The following is a 16,444-nucleotide window of genomic DNA, read 5'->3' as shown; positions in this document are numbered from 1 at the left end:
CCGTGCCAACCAGCCGAGGAGGTCCACCATGCGCGAGATCGCCACGTTCGGAGCCGGATGCTTCTGGGGCGTCGAGTGGGTGTTTCGGCAGGTGCCGGGCGTGACCGAGGCCGTCTCCGGCTACGCCGGAGGCTTCGTCGCGGACCCCGACTACCGGCTCGTCTGCACCGGCACGACCGGCCATGCCGAGGTGGTGCAGGTCGAGTTCGATTCGGAGACCGTGAGCTACGAGCAGTTGCTCGAGGTGTTCTGGGCGATGCACGACCCGACCCAGGTGAACCGGCAAGGGCCGGACGTCGGCGCGCAGTACCGCAGCGCGATCTTCACGCACTCGCCCGAGCAGCGGGCGGCTGCCGAGGCCTCCAGGGACCGCGCGCAGGCGAGCTTCGAGCGTCCGATCGCGACCGAGATCACCGATGCAGGGCCGTTCTACGCCGCCGAGCCCTACCACCAGCGGTACTACGAGCAGAACGGGCACACGCCCTACTGTCACGTGCTCCCGGCGGGGCTGCTCGAACGCCTCGGTCTGGTCGGCTCCGAGGCCTGAATCCCCAAGCGTCAGCGCGGCTCTCGGTACCCGACGATCTTGTGGGAGCCGTCGCACCGCGGCTGACATCGGGACGCGCCACAACGGCAGAGCGAGACGCGCTCGCCGGCGTCGACGGCCGCGCCGGACGAGTCGTCGCGGACCGGCACCCCGCCCGCCACGCGGACCGGACCGTTCGGCTTGAGGGCGATCTCAGGCCGTGTTCCATCCGGAAGCTCCCAGCCGAACGGCTTCACGAGCCCTCCCGACGGAGCTTCCTCGTCGAAGCATCCGTACGGCTCGTCACGGTCGCAGAACGGCAGGGTCGAGGAGTCGCCGCATCGGCAGAGGGCGTACACGTCGCTGGTGTCGAGGGCGGGAGACAGGACCCAGCCGCCGCCATCGCGTTCGAGCCGCGTGAGCGGCGCGGAGCCTTCCACGACCAAGGGGCCGCCACGCACGACCCGGATGGCGGGACCCCCGTCGCTCATCCGTCCCGGAACCCGGCATGCACGTGGGAACCGTCGCAGAACGGCTTGTTCGCGGAACGTCCGCACCGACAGAGGGTGATCCGGTTGCGTACCTCGTAGGCCTCCCCGTCGGCGCCCGTCACTGGGATGCGCCCCCGGACCCAGTACGGCCCGTCGCGCACGACCCCGATGCTCACGGGCAGGGCGGGCTCCAGCTGCTCGCCGTCGGCTTCCGGTCGGATCTCCAGGGCACCCGACGGGCAGAGACGCACCATCTGCATCAGTCGTTCCCGCACGGCGGGGTCGTCGGCCTGCCGGGCCAGTCGGCGCCAGTTCGTGAATCGGTCGCCGCAGTAGCCCGCGTGCTCGCAGGTGGCGAGGTCGAAGCTCACCGTGCCGTCACCGGCCGGGAACTCGAACCGGCGTTCGGCGATCGTCGAACGGGCGGCGGTCTCGGTGCCGTCGAAGTCGGCGGTCTCGTGGCTCCCGTCGCAGAAGGGCTTGTCGTTCGATCGACCGCACCGACAGAGCTCGTAGCTCTCCTCGGGGTCGTCGACGGGCTCGTCGGGCACCCAGCCCACCGGCTCCCCGAACTCGGTCTCGACCTGGGCCGTGCGGCCGAGCGGCACACCGCCGCGGACGACGTACGGACCGTGCTCCCGAACCTCGATCCGCGGCCCCTCGCCTTCGCGCTCCATCACGCACGCCATGGTCGTCGGGTTCGGCGGCCGTGTCACATCGTCGGGGGCGGGGTGCCGAAGCGTCTGACCGAGAAGACGAAGACCGACACGGCTTCGACCTCTTCCTGGTGCTGAGCAGCTGAGGGTGTAGCATCCTCGAACACATGTTCGGAGATGCGCTGAACGACGCGCAACGATCGGCAGCGGCCCACGGTGAGGGGCCGCTGCTGATCGTGGCCGGGGCAGGCACCGGCAAGACCACCACGCTCGCCTCGCGCGTCGCATGGTTACTCACCCAGGGCGTGCGGCCCGAGCGGTTGCTGCTGCTCACGTTCAGCCGTCGCTCGGCGCGGGAGATGACCTCGCGGGCCGAGCGCATCGCCGGCGAGCACGACCTGCCCGGCGTCGACGCATCACGCATCTGGGGCGGAACGTTCCACGCGATCGGCAACCGGCTGCTGCGCCTGCACGGTCGCGCGCTCGGCCTCGACCCGTCGTTCACGGTGCTCGACCAGGCCGACGCCGCCGACGTGATGAACTTGCTCCGCGACGATCTCGGCTTCAGCGGCCGGGACCGACGCTTCCCGCGCAAGGAGACGCTCGCCGGCATCTACTCCCGCACCGTGAACGCCGGCGAGCGGCTCGCCGACGTGCTGAAGCGCCACTACCCCTGGTGCCTCGACGAGGGCGACGGCATCCGAGAGATCTTCGGCGCCTACACCGAGCGCAAGCGGTCGCAGCACACGCTCGACTACGACGACCTGCTGCTGTTCTGGAAGGCGCTCGTCACGAGCGAGGCCACCCGCGGTCCGGTGTCGGAGATGTTCGACCACGTGCTCGTCGACGAGTACCAGGACACGAACGCGCTGCAGGCCGACATCCTCGCGGGGCTCCGACCCGAAGGCACCCCGCGCAACCTGACGGTCGTCGGTGACGACGCGCAGGCGATCTACGGGTTCCGTGCGGCGACGGTGCGCAACATCCTGGAGTTCCCCTCGAGGTTCCCCGAGGCCACGATCATCCGGCTCGAGCAGAACTACCGATCGACACCGCCGATCCTCGCCTCGTCGAATTCAGTGATCGCGCTCAGCCCGCAGCGTCACGAGAAGACGCTGTGGTCGGCACGGCGCGGCGATCTCGCGCCGACGCTGCGCACCTGTCTCGACGAGGCCGAGCAGAGCGATGCCGTCTGCGCGGCCGTGCTGGCTCACCGCGAGGAGGGTGTGCCGCTCAAGGAGCAGGTCGTCCTGTTCCGTGCGGCCCACCACTGCGACCAGCTCGAGGTCGAGCTCACGCGCCGCAACATCCCGTTCGTGAAGTACGGCGGCCTGAAGTTCATGGAAGCCGCCCACGTGAAGGACACACTCGCGATCCTGCGGGTGCTCGAGAACCCGCAGGACGAGGTGGCGTGGTTCCGCACGCTGCAGCTGCCCGAGGGCATGGGCCCCGCGACGGCGAGGCGACTGATGCAGGAGATCGGCGTGCGAGCCGACGACCGGCCCTCGTCTCCGCTCACCCGCTTCCTCGACGAACCGGTCGAGGTGCCGAAGGCGGCGCTGGACGGCGTGCAGGAGCTGCGCTCCGCGCTCCGCGGATGTGCCGACGAGACCGTGCTCACGCCCGCCGCCCAGATCGAGCGGCTGCGCGGTTTCCTCGCGCCCGTCCTCGCCCGGCGTTACGACACGGCGGCCGCCCGGCTCCGCGATCTCGACCAGCTCGCGGCGCTCGCCGCCGGTTACGAGGCTCGACAGCGGTTCCTCGCGGAGCTCACGCTCGATCCGCCGTCGTCGACCGGCGACCTCGCCGGCCCTCCGCTCCTCGACGAGGACTGGCTGGTGCTCTCGACGATCCACTCGGCCAAGGGGCTCGAGTGGGACGTCGTGCACGTGATCCACGCGGCCGACGGCATGATCCCGAGCGACATGGCCACCGGCGACGACGACGAGATCGAGGAGGAGCGTCGGCTGCTCTACGTCGCGATGACCCGGGCGCGCGACGCGCTGCACGTCTACTGGCCGATGCGCTACTACCGCCGACCCAAGGGCGACCCACACTCCTACTCGCAGCTCTCCCGCTTCCTCGAGCCGTCCGGCGTTCGCGCGACGTTCGACGAGATCGGTCCCGCCGTCGACGCGTGCGATGACGACGTGGTCGGCCTCGGCTCGGCGGTGGCCGACGTCGACACCTACCTCGCCGGCCTCTGGACGGAGTAGCGGCGAGCCTCGCTAGGCTTGCGGGCGTGACCTACGATGCGGTGCTGCTCGACCTTTACGACACGCTCGTCTGGAGCGACTGGCACTCGTGGCAGGGCCGGCTCGCCGACCGCCTCGGCGTCACCCTCGAGGCGATGGGGCAGGCGTTCAGTCGTACCCGCCCGGCCCGCAGCGTCGGTGCGTACCCCGATACCGAGGCCGAGCTCATCGCGGTGCTCGAGGCCGCCGACGTCTCGTTCACCCCGGAGCTGATCGCCGAGATCCTCACGTTGGAAGACCGCATGGGCGCCTCGGTGCGGCTGTACGACGATTCCCTCGAGGTCGTGCGGGCGTTGCGCGCCCGGGGGGTGCCGACGGCGCTCGTGAGCAACTGCTCCCACAACACCCGCCCGATCGTCGCGCGGCTCGGGCTCGAAGCCGAGTTCGACGCCGTGATCTTGTCGTTCGAGGTCGGAGTCATGAAGCCCGATCCCGAGATCTACCGCGAGGCCCTCGCACGCGTGGGCGCCCCGGACCCCGCGCGCTCGGTCTTCGTCGACGACCAGGTCCGCTACTGCGACGGCGCCGCCGCGATCGGCCTGCAGACGTTCCTGATCCTGCGGCCGGAGGAGGCGCTGGAAGGCCGCCCGTTCGACCTCAACGGCCACCGGCCGATCGAGACGCTCGAACCGCTGCTCGACCCGGGTGCCTAACCGCGAAGGCCGGTCACCACCAGCAGGATCGACAGGTACTGACACGCCGCCGCGGCGATCGTCGCCGTGTGCCAGACCTCGTGGTAGCCGAAGGTGCGCGGCCACGGGTTCGGCTTGTTCGTGGCCAGCGCCAAGGCACCGACTGAGTACAGCAGGCCTCCGGCGACGACGAGCACGGTCTCGGCGGTGTCGAGCCCGCGCAGCAGCGCGGGCAGGCTGATCACCACCAGCCATCCGAGACCGATGTACATGAACCCCGAGAGCACGTGCAGGTCGACCCTGTAGAACTTCGTCGCGACGCCGACGGCCGCCCCGGCCCACACCGCGACCAGCACCACGGTCGCGAGCGTGCCCTGCAACACCAGCAGGCAGTACGGCGTGTACGTTCCCGCGATCAGCACGAAGATCATCGAGTGATCGAGCCGACGCATGCGCGCGTACGCGGCCTCCGACCAGTCGCCGAGGTGGTAGGCCGCGCTCACGCCGAAGAGGCCGGTGAGCGTGACGGCGTAGATCGCCGTCGCGATACGAGCGCGCGCGTCGGGTGCGAGCAGGACGAGCAGCAACCCGGCCGGGATCGACACGATGAACGCCCCCTGGTGCAGCCGGCCGCGCATGCGAGGCTTCGGTCGCTCGTGGATCGGGATCGCCCGCAGGGCCGCCTTGTCGGCGAGCACGTCGGGGTCGGTGTTCGAGGGCGGCATCACCAAAGGGTAAAGGACACATAGACTCGGGCCACGACCGACGCACGAGGTGGGATCGATGTCCGAGGCGATGGAACGCGAAGGCTCTGGCAGGGCGAAGTTCCCCAGCAAGGTATACGAGCGTGAGCTCTTCCGGCTGCAGGAGGAGCTCGTGAAGATGGAGCAGTGGGTCTCCGACACGAAGGCTCGGGTCGTTGCGATCTTCGAAGGGCGCGACGCGGCGGGCAAGGGCGGAGCGATCAAGCGCATCACCGAGCACACGAACCCGCGCATCACCCGCCACGTGGCGCTGCCCAAGCCCTCGGACCGCGAGCGCTCCCAGTGGTACTTCCAGCGCTACATCGAGGAGCTCCCTGCGGCGGGCGAGATCGTGCTCTTCGACCGCAGCTGGTACAACCGCGCGGGCGTGGAACGGGTGCTCGGGTTCTGCACCCAGGGCGAGTACTACCGCTTCCTGCGGCAGACGCCCATCTTCGAGCGGCTGCTCGTCGAGGACGGCATCATCCTGATCAAGTACTGGTTCTCGGTGAGCGACGAGGAGCAAGAACGCCGGTTCGCCAAACGCATCGACGACCCGCTCCGCCGCTGGAAGCTCAGCGAGACCGACCTGTCCTCGCGCACGAAGTGGGTCGACTACTCACGCGCCAAGGACGAGATGTTCGTGCACACCGACATCCCCGAGGCGCCCTGGCACGTGGTCGACGCCGACAACAAGAAGAAGGCGCGACTGAACTGCATCTCGCACCTGCTCTCGATGGTCCCCTACGAGCCGAGGCCCGTCCCCGAGATCGTGATGCCGCCACGCCAACGAGACGAGGGCTACGTGCGGCCGCCGCGCGAGATGTACACCTACGTGCCCGACCACGCCGACGAGGTGCTCGACGAGTGGAAGCAGCGGCAGTAGTCCATGTTGGACTACTGCGACGCTCTCCGGCGGGGTCAGACGAGGTCGTCGAGCGCTTCCGCGACGGGCTTGCGGATGCCCGTGACGAACGGGATCTCGACCTTCGTGTAGAGACGGGCCCTGGTGTTGCGCAGCTCGCGGATCACATCGACGAGATGATCCGCCCGCTCGGCCTCGAACGCGAGGATCCACTCCCAGTCGCCGAGGCCGAACCCGCTCGTGGTGTTGGCGAGCACCTGTGGGTACTCGCGGCCCACGACGCCGTGTTCACGCAGCAGCTCACCTCGCTCCTCGCGCGGCAGCAGGTACCACTCCGGCGTGCGCACGAACGGGTAGACGCAGAGGAACGTCTCGGGCGGCACACCCTTCACGAACGCGGGCTGGTGGTCGGGCGTGAACTCGGCCGGCTTCACGACACCCATGAACGTCCACGACAGGTGCATCAGGCCGCCGGCGCGCGTGCGCCGAAACTCGACGAGGAACCGCTGCACGTCCTGCGGCGTGTGGCCGACGATCCACAGCATCAGGTCGGCGTCGGCCCGGAACCCGACCGTGGAGTAGGTGCCCCGCACGTCGACGCGGCCGTCCCACGCCTTGTAGAGGTTCTCGATCTCCTGGACGGCGTCGCGCAGGTCGTCGGCATCGGCGAGCCGCTCCCGGAAGGCGGACGTCGCCCTGAACACCGGGTACAGCGTGTAGATCGTGGTCGGCTCCTCGGTCATGGCACCGTCTCCTCGTGGTCGCTCGGCGAGTGCTCGTTCGCGGCGATCAGGCGCTCGGCCACCTCGTCGGCGGCACGCACGCAGTCCGGCACGCCCACGCCGTCGTAGGGCTGGCCCACGACGACGATACCCGGAGGGAGGTTCTCCCGGATGCGGGCCACGCGGTCGAGGTGCCCCACCTCGTACTGCGGCATCGACGCCGGCCATCGCACGACCGTGGCCTGCTCGGGCATGTCGGGGAGCCGCACGGCGGCCGCGAGGTGCCGCGCACACGCCTCCACGATGTCGGCGTCGTCGGCATCGAGCACGTCCTCCTCCCCGACCGCGCCCACGTAGCACCGCACGACCGCCCGGGAGCCGAAGGCCTCACTCGGCCACTTGCTGCTGAGCCACGTCGCGGCGGTCATGGGGGCCTTCCCTCTGGGCACGACGAAGCCGGTGCCGTCGGGCAGCCCCGGCTGCGTGTCCTCGGCATAGACCATCAAGACCACGCCGGTCGAGGCGCAGGCGATACCGGCGAGATCCGCGGCAACGGCGGGCGCCGCATCGACGATGAGCCTCGACGCCTCATGGGCCGGGGTGGCGAGCACGATCACGTCGGCAGCGAGCGTGTCGCTCCCACCGAGCACGACCGCCCCGCTCTCGACGGAGGTCACCGCGGCGCTCGTGCGGATCCGTCCGTCCAGGCGCCCCGCGAGCTCGTCCGTCAGCCGCTGCACGCCACCTCGCGGTCGCACGAACATCGGGCCGAGCTGCGACCGCCGCGCGAGCTTCGACGTCGCCTGCGAACCGCGGAACAGGCTCCCCTGCGCCCGCTCCCACGTCACCAGGTCGGGGAACGTGGCCCGCACGCTCAGTCGGTCGACGTCGCCCGCGTGGAGTCCGGCGAGCAGCGGGCCGAGCGCGAGGTCGGTGGCCTCGTCGCCGAACCGCCGCCGCAGGAGCGAGCCGAGCGATTCGTCGTCGTCGCCCGTGCGAGCCTTCCGAACGAGATCCTGGGCGGCGCGGAGCTTCCCGGCTGCTGACAGGCCCGGCCATCGGAAGAGGTCGCCGACGTCGCCCGGGATCCCGAAGGGCGCGTCCTTCGGCAGCGGCACGAGGCCCGTGTCGGTCCACAGGTAGGCGCCGCTCGCACCCGGCGCCTCCAGGTCGATGCCGAGGTCCCTGCACAGCTCGACCGCCCACGGCTTGCGCGCGAGGAACGAGTCGGCGCCGGTCGGGAGTCTGAGACCGGCGACCTCCACGCTCCCGAGCTTGCCGCCGAGACGCGTGCCCGCCTCGAGGATCGTGACGTCGATCGACGGATCGGCCTGCACGAGGCGGTACGCGACGGTGAGGCCCGAGACCCCGCCGCCGACGATCGCGACCCGCCGCACGCCCGCCGCGCTCACCCCACCGGCACCTGCGCCACATGGTCGCGCACCACCTGCGCCAGCACGTCGAGATACTCGGGATCGGCGTTGGGCATGCGCGTACGCGCGAACACGATCCCGGCTTCCTCGGCGATCTGCTTGGCTTCGATGTCCAGGTCGTAGAGCACCTCGAGGTGATCGGCGACGAACCCCGCGCTGCAGACGAGCACCGCTGGATGCCCCTGCATCGCGAGCTGCTGGATCACGTCCTCGACGGGCGGGCCCCACCAGGGGTCGGCCGTGCGACCCGCGCTCTGCCAGGCGATCAGGGTGTGCTCGAGTCCGAGCCGCACCGCCACGAGATCGGCGGTCTCCTGCAGGCCATCGCGATATCGGCACGAATCGTCGCAGTCGCAGTACTTGCAGCGCTGCGATCCGTCGTCGAGCGTGCGCACCGGCAGCGAGTGCGCGCTGAAGATCACGGCGGTTCCCTCGCGCACGTCGTCGGAGAGTCCCTCGAGCCCCTCACGCACACGATCGGTCAGGAAGGCGATGAACGCCGGGTGGTCGTGGTAGCTGCGGACGAACGTGAACCTGGGGGTCTCCCCGTGGTCCTCGACGGCCTGCTGCACCCGCTCGACGTAGGTCTCCACCGACATCCCCGACCAGTGCGGGGCCATCACGATGCCGATCCCGCGCTCGATGCCGTCGGTGCGCATGCGATCGACGCCGTCGGGGATGAACGGCGGGGAGTGCTTCATGCCCAGGTACGCCCGGTACGTGTTGCCGCCGGCGTCGGCGTTCAGCCGTTCGACGATGCCTTGCGCCTGCGCATCGGTCGTCTCCCCGAGCGGGAACACGTTCCCGATCGCCTCGTAGCGATCCTTCAGCTCCTGCAGGTGCTCGGGTGTCGGCGGACGGCCGCCCCGGATGTCGGTGTAGTAGCGCTCGATGTCGTCGGGGCCGGCGGCGGTGCCGTAGGCCATGACGAGCACACCGATCGGTGGTGCGTCGATCACGTGGGCTTCCTTTCGCTTTCCGTGTGGACGAAGTCGGTGAGGCGCGCGAGCGTGTCGGGCGGGGTGTCGGGAAGCACCCCGTGCCCGAGGTTGAAGACGTGGCCGTCGCGGCCACCGGCCCGGCGCAGCACCTCGAGGGTCTTGCGCTCGACGACCTCCCACGGCGCGCCGAGCACCGCCGGGTCAAGGTTGCCCTGCACGGCCCGGTCGTGGCCGACCCGGTCCCATGCTTCGTCGAGCGGCACGCGCCAGTCGACGCCGATCACCTGCCCGCCCGAGACCGCCATCTCACCGAGCAGCTCACCGGTGCCGACGCCGAAGTGGATCACCGGCACGCCCAGATCGGCGAGCCCGGAGAAGATGCTCGACATGTGCGGCTGCACCCGGCGTCGGTAGTCGTCGCGGTCGAGCGCGCCGACCCACGAGTCGAAGACCTGCAGCGCCTGGGCACCGGCCTCCACCTGCGCCCGCAGATGGGGCACGACGATCGCGACGAGGGCGCGCATCAGGGCGTCCCACGCGACGTGGTCGCCGTGCATCACTGCCTTCGTTCGCTCGTGGGTGCGGCTGGTGCCGCCCTCGATCAAGTAGCTCGCGAGCGTGAACGGCGCGCCAGCGAACCCGATCAGCGGCACCGAGAGCTCCTCGCGCAGGAGCCGGATCGCTTCGAGGGCCTCGGGCACGTCCTGAACGGGTTGGAGCGGACGGAGCCGATCGACGTCGGCGACCGAGCGGACGGGCGTGTCGACCACCGGTCCTCGTCCGGGCTCGATGCGCACGTCGATGCCGACACCCGCGAGCGGCACCATGATGTCGCTGAAGACGATCGCGGCGTCGACGTCCATGCGCCGCAGCGGCTGCAGCGTGATCTCGACGACCTGTGCCGGGTCCTTGCAGGTCTCGAGGATGTCGCGGTCCCCGCGCAGCTCCCGATACTCCGGCAGGTAGCGACCCGCCTGGCGCATGAACCACACCGGAGTGCGGTCGACGCTCTGCAGTCGGCAGGCGCGCAGGAATCGGTCGCGGAAGGGGGCCGAGCTCATCCTTGCAGTCTACGGAGCGGGTCGACCCCAACCCTCTGCGTTCGGGTCGCTAGGGTTGACGGGGAGGTGACGTGACATGAGCGGACGGTTGGACGGCAAGCGAGTGGTCGTGTTGTTGGCGGAAGGCTTCGAAGATCTGGAGTTCCACGTGCCCCTGATGCGGCTGCAGGAGGAAGGCGCCGAGGTCACGGTCGCGGGCGTCTCGACCGACGAGGTCGCCGGTAAGCACGGCTTGCTCGCATCGGCCGAGACGACGGTCGACGCGATCGACGGCTCGACCTACGACGCGGTCGTGGTGCCCGGAGGATGGGCGCCCGACAAGCTGCGCCGATACGACTCGGTGAAGGACCTCGTGCGGAGCGCGCACGAGCGCGGCGCGGTCGTCGGCATGATCTGCCACGCCGGGTGGGTGGGCATCTCGGCAGGCATCGTGAAGGGGGTGCGCGCGACGGGCTCGATCGGCATCAAGGACGACCTCGAGAACGCCGGCGCGACGTGGGTCGAGGAGCCCGCGTTCCGTGACGGGAACATCGTCTGGGGCCGGGTCGTCGAGGACATCCCCGACTTCTGCCGCGAGCTGGTCGCCGCGATCGAGGCAGGCTGAGTCCCGGCCTAGGAGTACCAGCCCCGATGGTCCGGCGCGAAGTCGGGCTCGAATCCGCCGTCGCTCGCCTCCGCAAGCACCTTCCAGCGGATGGCCTTGTCGGGTTCGAAGAAGCGGGCGGCGACGCGGCAAGCGACCCGCTCGGACCGCCAGCCGACCTTCCCGGTGACACGGGCGTCGCGGTCACCCTTTGGCCAGATCCAGCATCCGGGATCCGCGAACGCGGCGATCAACATCCGGTGGTCGACACGCCGTCCGCCTGAGGCGTCGATGCGGACGTTGACTCGCCCTGTGGCGGATCGCACGTAGTAGCGGACGACGATGGCCACGATCCGCCGGCCGTCGACGGCCGCGAGCCGACGGGTGGTCGACGAGACGTCGGGGGGCTGGAAGTCCCGTTCCGGCTCGATGTCGCGCGGGTCGTAGCCCGTGTCGCGGTCGATCACTCCGGCGCCGGCCGGTCCGGCGACCGCGACGATCAGGCAGACCGCCACGGCCGCTCGAGACAGGTGACGCACGGAGCCCGCCGTCGCCGCCATGGCGACGACGCTACGCGGTTGCCCTTCGAGGCACAAGGTCGCTCCTGGGTGCTGACGTCGAGAAGCGGGAGGAGTGGGATTCGAACCCACGGGCCCGGTCGCCCGGACCAACGGTTTTCAAGACCGTCGCCTTCGTCCGCTCGGCCATCCTCCCGCTGCCTATCCTCGCAGGTGAGAGGGGTGTGACCCACCATCACCCCATTAGCTCGAGGCCCAACTGCAAACCAACGCAAACCAACGCCTCGAGATAGCAGGCAGGTAGCAGGGGCCCAGATACCTATGCCGATGCTGTGCTAGGTGGGGATCGGGTGGCCCGCGTCGCTGTCCCCCGCCGGCGGTCGATGCACCCCACCCCCGCCCCACCGGGACGCACCGGGGTGGACATCATGACCACCCGCGCCCTCGTCAGGCACCCGACCATCGGGTCATGGCTTTCGCCGACGTGCACGACGTCATCCGCCAGGAGCGTCCGTCCTCGACCGACGAGCAGATCGCGACGCTGTGGCTGGAGGTGACCCGTTTCGATGATTAGGGGACAGGCCGTTGACAGTCAGAGGAGGCTGAGCCCATGAACAGCGACAACGTGATCTCGGTTCGGGAGCTTCGGGAGGCCCGAGGCTGGAGTCTGCGCAAGACCGCGCTGCTGGTCGGCCTCAGCCCGAGTGAACTGTCCCGGGTCGAGGTCGGTGAACGGGGCCTGTCGGGTGCGGCCCGCATGCGGATGATCTCTGCCTTCGACCTGAAGGCCACAGACGTGCGTCGCATCGCCGAGCTGGACCCGTTCACGGCGGCGTCGCCAGGGTCGGCCGAGCGGAGCTACTTCCAACCCGGCACGCGCCCCGCTTGCTCGATCCACTTGTGCATCTCCGGTCCCTGCGCTTCCTCAAGGGTCGTGAGCTTGACGTAGCGGGTCCGTTCCGTGGTCCCGAGCGGTGGCGGAGGGTTGAATGCCGCGCCGCCGAAGAAGACGACATTCACGGAGACGTCGTAGGCGACCATCTCGATGATCCATCCGAGCTCGGGCAACCCGTAGTACGCCTTCTTCCATTTGACGGCATATTGAAGCCGCGGAATCGTCTCGCGGATCGAGTCGTCGAGCTGCTTGACGATGGGATGCAGGTCCGGCATCACGCGCCGGACCCAATCGTCGATATCGGCGTGGGTGTCCGCTGCCACCGGCGGCTTCTTGCTCGTACTTGGCTTGCGTGACTTCCCCATCGAACGTTCTCCTCCGTGCCTAACCTTCAGCGATTGATCCTGGCGAGGCAAGCTCGAGAGTAGGAACCTAGCCGGTAGAGGCGCGATGGGGGTAGTGGCGCTGCAGACCTCGTCTCACTCAAGTGCTGGATCGATCCTCCGGAGGAGTGCGACGAAGCCGTTTAGTCGGTCGAGCCACGGGTACACGTTCGGCGTCGCCGTGACCCGCACCGGCGGGGGACTGCACCCGCCCGGCGACGCTCCTCTCCGACGGAGCAGGAAGAAGCGGCTGTTCGAAGCAGCCGCTTCTTTCATGTGCGGTAGGCGTCGGCTCCCTGGCCGTATCCCCCGGCCGTTTCGACAGGGTAGAAGCGGCCCTTGATGGGTATGTCGCCTCCATCCGAAGGGAGGGCTCCATGCCGAAGAGGAAGCTGTACACCGTATCGAGCTCCAAGGACGGCGGCTGAGAGGCGAGGGATGTCCGATGCCGGCGTGATCGCATCCCGTGCTCACAAGCCCGAGGTCGTTCGGGCAGCGGCGAAGGTCGCTCGTCAGCAAGACTCGGCGTCACGTCGCATCCAGCGCCGAGACGGACGGGTCCAAGAGGAGCGGGCGTATCCACGCGGATCTGATCCGCGACGGACGAAGGGATAGAGCGATGGAGACCCAGATGCCTGAAGGCGACAAGATGCCCGACCCGCAGGGACCGGACGAGGTTCCTACCCAGGAGCCGACGGAGGAAGGCCTCCCGGAGGGTGGCGAAGAGGACACGCCAAGACCTGACCCGGATGCACTCGGGGAGTGAGTGTCTGACGTGTCTCTTCGCGGATAGACACGTTCCACCAACACTCACCTCGGAGGCGCCTTCCTCGACAGACGGTTGAGAACCTGTCGGGCGCTTCTTCTGCCGTCCGTCACTCGACAAGAGCTCACACCCGAGGCTTCGCGTCCTGCCACCGCTCAACATCCCCGCGACGCCACAGCCGATGCCGTCTGATCACCTTCGCCGGCTCGGGGAAGTCGCTCGGCGACGATCTGGCTCACGCGCTGCTCGTCAGTCACGGCGAGGAGCTTGACACGGAGCTGTTGGATGGACCTCGAGGGAGAGGGTGGGAATCGGTCGATCGAGATCTACTCGAGGTCCTCGAGCGGCGGGAAGTCGTCACGCTGGCCGAGCTGTTCGCACCGCCTGTCGTGTGACACCCAGCTAAGCGTGGCATGTCGGCGATCCGCACCTACCCTTACTGGGACCAGGGCGACGGTGTTGGCTGCTTCAGGCATACGAGGAACCCTCTGAAGTTCTCGGCGACACTTAGCCGGGCGGGATGTTCTGGTTCAGTCGGAAGAAGTTGTCGGAATCGTACTGCCGCTTCAGTGCAGTTAAGCGCTGGTACTTCGCTGGGCCGTATGCCTGCCGGACCCGTTCCTGACCCTCGTCCATCATGAAGTTCACATAGACGCTGGTGTGGTAGGGCTCCAAGGCCGTCCAGAGGCCGCGGGCCCACTCCCGCTCCTCATCGAATCCCTCGGCCGTCTGGCTGTTCCCGTTGATGTTGAACGTGTGGCCCGCGGCACGGCCGTTGAACGCGGTCCCGTCTTCGCCGACCCGCGCCACCGCCCCGCCGAGCTGCCAAAGCCCCACGCTGCTGATCGGAGATTCAATCCGCCGGCCGTGCTCCACCATGATGTCGATGACGTCGTCGTTGAGCTCAGCCACGTCACAGGAACGGAAGTAGTAGTGCCACCCGCTCTCGAAGCTCGCGTCGTACATCTGCTGGTGCTCGACGAACGGCCTCGGCTCGCACAGATCGAGGACTGGTGAGCTGAACCCCTTGAGCGGCCGCACCACCTTCTCACCTTCCTCGACGGAGCCGGCGTAGCAGCACACGACGGCGAGCACCCGCTCCCCGACGAGATCGGCAGGCATGCCTTCGATCGCAGGCGCTCTTCGTGCAATCACCAGCGTCATCAGGTCGTCGGGTGAGTCAGCGATCCAGTCCCGGTAGAAGCGCAAGACGTTCGGTGCGTCGTCGATCGGCCAGAACACGGGGCCCGCCACGACCTGGGGCCCGAGCGGATGGAGCCGGAACTCGAACTCCGTGACGATCCCGAAGTTCCCCCCACCGCCCCGCACCCCCCAGAACAGGTCAGCATTCTCCCCCTCGTTTGCCCGGATAAGTTCTCCATCGGCCGTGATCAGATCCACCGAGAGCAGGTTGTCGATGGTGAGCCCGAACCTCCGCATGGTGAACCCGATGCCCCCACCCAGCGTGAGCCCGGCCAGGCCGGTATGCGAAACAAAGCCTGCCGGAACGACGAGACCGAACGCTTGCGTCTCGTGGTCGAGCTCCCCAAGGAGGACGCCAGCCTGGGCTCGGACCGTTCGGTCCACAGGGTCCACCCGGACCGCCTTCATCAGGGAAAGGTCGATGACCATGCCACCGTCGCATACGGAGTAGCCAGGGAAACTGTGGCCTCCGCCACGAACCGCCACGAGAAGGCCGTGCGCTCTGGCAAAGCGCACGGCCGCAATCACGTCCGCCGCCCCGGTGCAGCGGGCGATCAGCGCCGGGAACCGGTCGATCGAGCCGTTCCACACCTTCCGGTGCTGTTCGTAGTTGACATCGCCGGAGCGAACCAGCTCTCCGCGAAGGATGGACGCCAACTCTTCGGCCGCATTCCCGTCGAAGTGGACTGGATCCGTGGTCGCCATCGCTCCTCCTCACGGCCGGGGTCTCTGAGTCAACGCCTGTCAGGCACTCAGGTCCACCCTTTGCTCGAGGAAAGATCCGGCCATCAAGCACATAACCGCACCTGTCGCGTCACGGCGAGGTGTCGCCCCACTCGATGCTCGCGTGCAAGGTACATTCACGCGCACTCGGGCACCGCATGGTGCGCCGTCGACCCGCGAGGAGCAGAAACACCGAGCCTGCGGTGACACGCAGCAGTCGAAGACCGGCGCCTCGCTTCTCGTCGGGGGCGGTCGAGGGGAGCGACCCTGTTCCCCGGCTCGAAGCCCTCTGGTCACTGTTGTATGACGAAGGCGTCGACATCGTGCTGAACGGACACGCCCATCAGTACGAACGGTTCGCGCCCCTCGACGACGACGGAGTGATCGACGAGGCCGCGGGCCTTCGCGAGTTCGTGGTGGGCACCGGCGGTGGGACACCGCATCCCTTCGAAGAGGAGCCTTCCGCCGGCTCACCGGGTGCGACGCACCGACGTGCTCGGGGTGCTGGAGCTCGTCATGCGCCCTCGGGGCTACGGATGGAGGTTCGTGAGGGTCGACGGCACGGTCCTCGATCACGGCGGCGGACGATGCCACGGCGAGGTGCGACCCGTGACGCTGCGTGATGCGACGCGACCCTCGCCCGCGCTAGGGGGCCAGCAGTACGCCCATCGTCACGACGCCCGCCAGCGCCGGTAACAGGAGCGCCACCCAGGCCAGCGCGTCGGTCACCCCATCACGATGAAGGCGAGAACGTCGTCTCGCCTCGGCCGCGACCGCCTTCTGCGCGGCTCGAGGAAGGTCCAGGTCGCCGTACCGCTCGATCACCTCGAACGACGCGGTGGAAAGGACCGATGCATCGGGTGGCGGCACATCACGATCGTGGGCGACCCAGGCGGCCTGTTGATACTCCATCGCCTGCATCTCGGCGCCGATCAACGACTCGTCGGCTCGCCCCGGAAGTACGCTTCGTTCTCCCATAGCTCCAGGATGGCAGGGGGCTACTGAACGTGGCCTGAACCCGACGGTCAGAGGGTCGTTGACATCGCCG

The 16,444-nt window shown here is 68.7% G+C and carries 17 protein-coding genes and 1 tRNA gene; 6 read left to right on the top strand and 12 right to left on the bottom strand.

Translation table 11 applies throughout. The features are described 5' to 3' along the window. Positions 1-28: 28 nt before the first annotated feature. Positions 29-547: a peptide-methionine (S)-S-oxide reductase MsrA gene (msrA, locus tag VFI59_01370; protein ID HET6712351.1), complete on the top strand. Its 519-nt coding sequence runs from the start codon at positions 29-31 to the stop codon at positions 545-547. A gap of 11 nt (positions 548-558) precedes the next feature. Here msrA and VFI59_01365 read toward each other — a convergent pair whose 3' ends face one another. Both VFI59_01365 and VFI59_01360 read right to left on the bottom strand, forming a co-directional pair. Continuing rightward, the gene (locus tag VFI59_01365) at positions 559-1,017 is read right to left on the bottom strand and encodes a CDGSH iron-sulfur domain-containing protein (GenBank protein ID HET6712350.1); all 459 of its coding nucleotides are present in this window, start codon (positions 1,015-1,017) and stop codon (positions 559-561) included. Then, positions 1,014-1,694 carry a CDGSH iron-sulfur domain-containing protein gene (locus VFI59_01360; protein ID HET6712349.1) on the bottom strand — a complete coding sequence of 227 codons (681 nt, stop codon included), beginning with the start codon at positions 1,692-1,694 and terminating at the stop codon, positions 1,014-1,016. Before VFI59_01360 ends, VFI59_01365 begins: the two co-directional genes overlap by 4 nt. A 146-nt stretch (positions 1,695-1,840) precedes the next feature. Between VFI59_01360 and VFI59_01355 the strand changes: the two genes are divergently transcribed. Then, entirely contained in the window at positions 1,841-3,889 is a 2,049-nt protein-coding gene (locus VFI59_01355; GenBank protein ID HET6712348.1) for an ATP-dependent helicase, read from the top strand. 26 nt (positions 3,890-3,915) lie between these two features. Continuing rightward, positions 3,916-4,581: an HAD-IA family hydrolase gene (locus VFI59_01350; GenBank protein ID HET6712347.1), complete on the top strand. Its 666-nt coding sequence runs from the start codon at positions 3,916-3,918 to the stop codon at positions 4,579-4,581. Here the strand turns inward: VFI59_01350 and VFI59_01345 are convergent. After that, on the bottom strand, positions 4,578-5,285 hold the full coding sequence (locus VFI59_01345; GenBank protein HET6712346.1) for a hemolysin III family protein: 708 nt from the start codon (positions 5,283-5,285) through the stop codon (positions 4,578-4,580). The genes VFI59_01350 and VFI59_01345 overlap by 4 nt on opposite strands. Before the next feature lie 58 nt (positions 5,286-5,343). Between VFI59_01345 and ppk2 the strand changes: the two genes are divergently transcribed. Further along, positions 5,344-6,189 carry a polyphosphate kinase 2 gene (gene ppk2 / locus VFI59_01340; GenBank protein ID HET6712345.1) on the top strand — a complete coding sequence of 282 codons (846 nt, stop codon included), beginning with the start codon at positions 5,344-5,346 and terminating at the stop codon, positions 6,187-6,189. Positions 6,190-6,224: 35 nt separating this feature from the next. Here ppk2 and hemQ read toward each other — a convergent pair whose 3' ends face one another. The 4 genes from hemQ to hemE are packed head-to-tail and all read right to left on the bottom strand — an operon-like array spanning position 6,225 to position 10,325. Beyond that, entirely contained in the window at positions 6,225-6,911 is a 687-nt protein-coding gene (gene hemQ, locus VFI59_01335; GenBank protein HET6712344.1) for a hydrogen peroxide-dependent heme synthase, read from the bottom strand. Next, positions 6,908-8,302 (bottom strand): protoporphyrinogen oxidase, encoded by a 1,395-nt coding sequence (gene hemG / locus VFI59_01330; GenBank protein HET6712343.1) that lies wholly within the window; start codon positions 8,300-8,302, stop codon positions 6,908-6,910. Before hemG ends, hemQ begins: the two co-directional genes overlap by 4 nt. Next, positions 8,299-9,282 (bottom strand): ferrochelatase, encoded by a 984-nt coding sequence (gene hemH, locus VFI59_01325; protein HET6712342.1) that lies wholly within the window; start codon positions 9,280-9,282, stop codon positions 8,299-8,301. The genes hemG and hemH overlap by 4 nt, the downstream gene beginning before the upstream one ends. Continuing rightward, positions 9,279-10,325 (bottom strand): uroporphyrinogen decarboxylase, encoded by a 1,047-nt coding sequence (hemE, locus tag VFI59_01320; GenBank protein HET6712341.1) that lies wholly within the window; start codon positions 10,323-10,325, stop codon positions 9,279-9,281. The genes hemH and hemE overlap by 4 nt, the downstream gene beginning before the upstream one ends. A 76-nt stretch (positions 10,326-10,401) precedes the next feature. On the opposite strand from hemE, the gene VFI59_01315 reads away from it, so the two are divergent. Then, a complete protein-coding gene (locus tag VFI59_01315; protein HET6712340.1) occupies positions 10,402-10,929 on the top strand; it encodes a type 1 glutamine amidotransferase domain-containing protein in 528 nt (175 codons plus the stop codon). A gap of 8 nt (positions 10,930-10,937) precedes the next feature. Here the strand turns inward: VFI59_01315 and VFI59_01310 are convergent, their stop codons facing one another. Both VFI59_01310 and VFI59_01305 read right to left on the bottom strand, forming a co-directional pair. Then, a complete protein-coding gene (locus VFI59_01310; protein ID HET6712339.1) occupies positions 10,938-11,468 on the bottom strand; it encodes a hypothetical protein in 531 nt (176 codons plus the stop codon). Between the two features lie 65 nt (positions 11,469-11,533). Further along, positions 11,534-11,622, bottom strand: a tRNA-Ser gene (locus VFI59_01305). 414 nt (positions 11,623-12,036) lie between these two features. On the opposite strand from VFI59_01305, the gene VFI59_01300 reads away from it, so the two are divergent. Continuing rightward, the gene (locus VFI59_01300) at positions 12,037-12,375 is read left to right on the top strand and encodes a helix-turn-helix transcriptional regulator (protein HET6712338.1); all 339 of its coding nucleotides are present in this window, start codon (positions 12,037-12,039) and stop codon (positions 12,373-12,375) included. Here the strand turns inward: VFI59_01300 and VFI59_01295 are convergent. The 3 genes from VFI59_01295 to VFI59_01285 all read right to left on the bottom strand — a co-directional run bounded on the left by VFI59_01295 (position 12,285) and on the right by VFI59_01285 (position 16,374). Continuing rightward, positions 12,285-12,686, bottom strand: coding sequence for a DUF1801 domain-containing protein (locus VFI59_01295; GenBank protein HET6712337.1), 402 nt, complete (start codon positions 12,684-12,686; stop codon positions 12,285-12,287). The two genes, VFI59_01300 and VFI59_01295, sit on opposite strands and share 91 nt — an antisense overlap. A 1,291-nt stretch (positions 12,687-13,977) precedes the next feature. Next, positions 13,978-15,378, bottom strand: coding sequence for an FAD-binding oxidoreductase (locus VFI59_01290; GenBank protein HET6712336.1), 1,401 nt, complete (start codon positions 15,376-15,378; stop codon positions 13,978-13,980). A gap of 663 nt (positions 15,379-16,041) precedes the next feature. Beyond that, the gene (locus VFI59_01285) at positions 16,042-16,374 is read right to left on the bottom strand and encodes a hypothetical protein (protein ID HET6712335.1); all 333 of its coding nucleotides are present in this window, start codon (positions 16,372-16,374) and stop codon (positions 16,042-16,044) included. Positions 16,375-16,444: the final 70 nt, after the last annotated feature.

It is taken from the genome of Actinomycetota bacterium, assembly GCA_035697485.1.
GTDB lineage: Bacteria > Actinomycetota > UBA4738 > UBA4738 > HRBIN12 > JAOUEA01.
The sequence above is the reverse complement of the archived record's forward strand: the minus strand, read 5'-3'. Positions and strand labels throughout refer to the sequence as shown.

Excerpts from the sequence above, each read along its gene's own strand:
- VFI59_01360 (HET6712349.1), bottom strand. The coding sequence starts at position 1,694 with ATGGAGCGCGAAGGCGAGGGGCCGCGGATCGAGGTTCGGGAGCACGGT.
- VFI59_01315 (HET6712340.1), top strand. The coding sequence starts at position 10,402 with ATGAGCGGACGGTTGGACGGCAAGCGAGTGGTCGTGTTGTTGGCGGAA.
- msrA (HET6712351.1), top strand. The coding sequence starts at position 29 with ATGCGCGAGATCGCCACGTTCGGAGCCGGATGCTTCTGGGGCGTCGAG.
- VFI59_01295 (HET6712337.1), bottom strand. The coding sequence starts at position 12,686 with ATGGGGAAGTCACGCAAGCCAAGTACGAGCAAGAAGCCGCCGGTGGCA.
- hemQ (HET6712344.1), bottom strand. The coding sequence starts at position 6,911 with ATGACCGAGGAGCCGACCACGATCTACACGCTGTACCCGGTGTTCAGG.
- VFI59_01290 (HET6712336.1), bottom strand. The coding sequence starts at position 15,378 with ATGGCGACCACGGATCCAGTCCACTTCGACGGGAATGCGGCCGAAGAG.
- VFI59_01300 (HET6712338.1), top strand. The coding sequence starts at position 12,037 with ATGAACAGCGACAACGTGATCTCGGTTCGGGAGCTTCGGGAGGCCCGA.
- hemE (HET6712341.1), bottom strand. The coding sequence starts at position 10,325 with ATGAGCTCGGCCCCCTTCCGCGACCGATTCCTGCGCGCCTGCCGACTG.
- VFI59_01310 (HET6712339.1), bottom strand. The coding sequence starts at position 11,468 with ATGGCGGCGACGGCGGGCTCCGTGCGTCACCTGTCTCGAGCGGCCGTG.
- VFI59_01345 (HET6712346.1), bottom strand. The coding sequence starts at position 5,285 with ATGCCGCCCTCGAACACCGACCCCGACGTGCTCGCCGACAAGGCGGCC.
- VFI59_01355 (HET6712348.1), top strand. The coding sequence starts at position 1,841 with ATGTTCGGAGATGCGCTGAACGACGCGCAACGATCGGCAGCGGCCCAC.
- VFI59_01365 (HET6712350.1), bottom strand. The coding sequence starts at position 1,017 with ATGAGCGACGGGGGTCCCGCCATCCGGGTCGTGCGTGGCGGCCCCTTG.
- ppk2 (HET6712345.1), top strand. The coding sequence starts at position 5,344 with ATGTCCGAGGCGATGGAACGCGAAGGCTCTGGCAGGGCGAAGTTCCCC.
- VFI59_01285 (HET6712335.1), bottom strand. The coding sequence starts at position 16,374 with ATGGGAGAACGAAGCGTACTTCCGGGGCGAGCCGACGAGTCGTTGATC.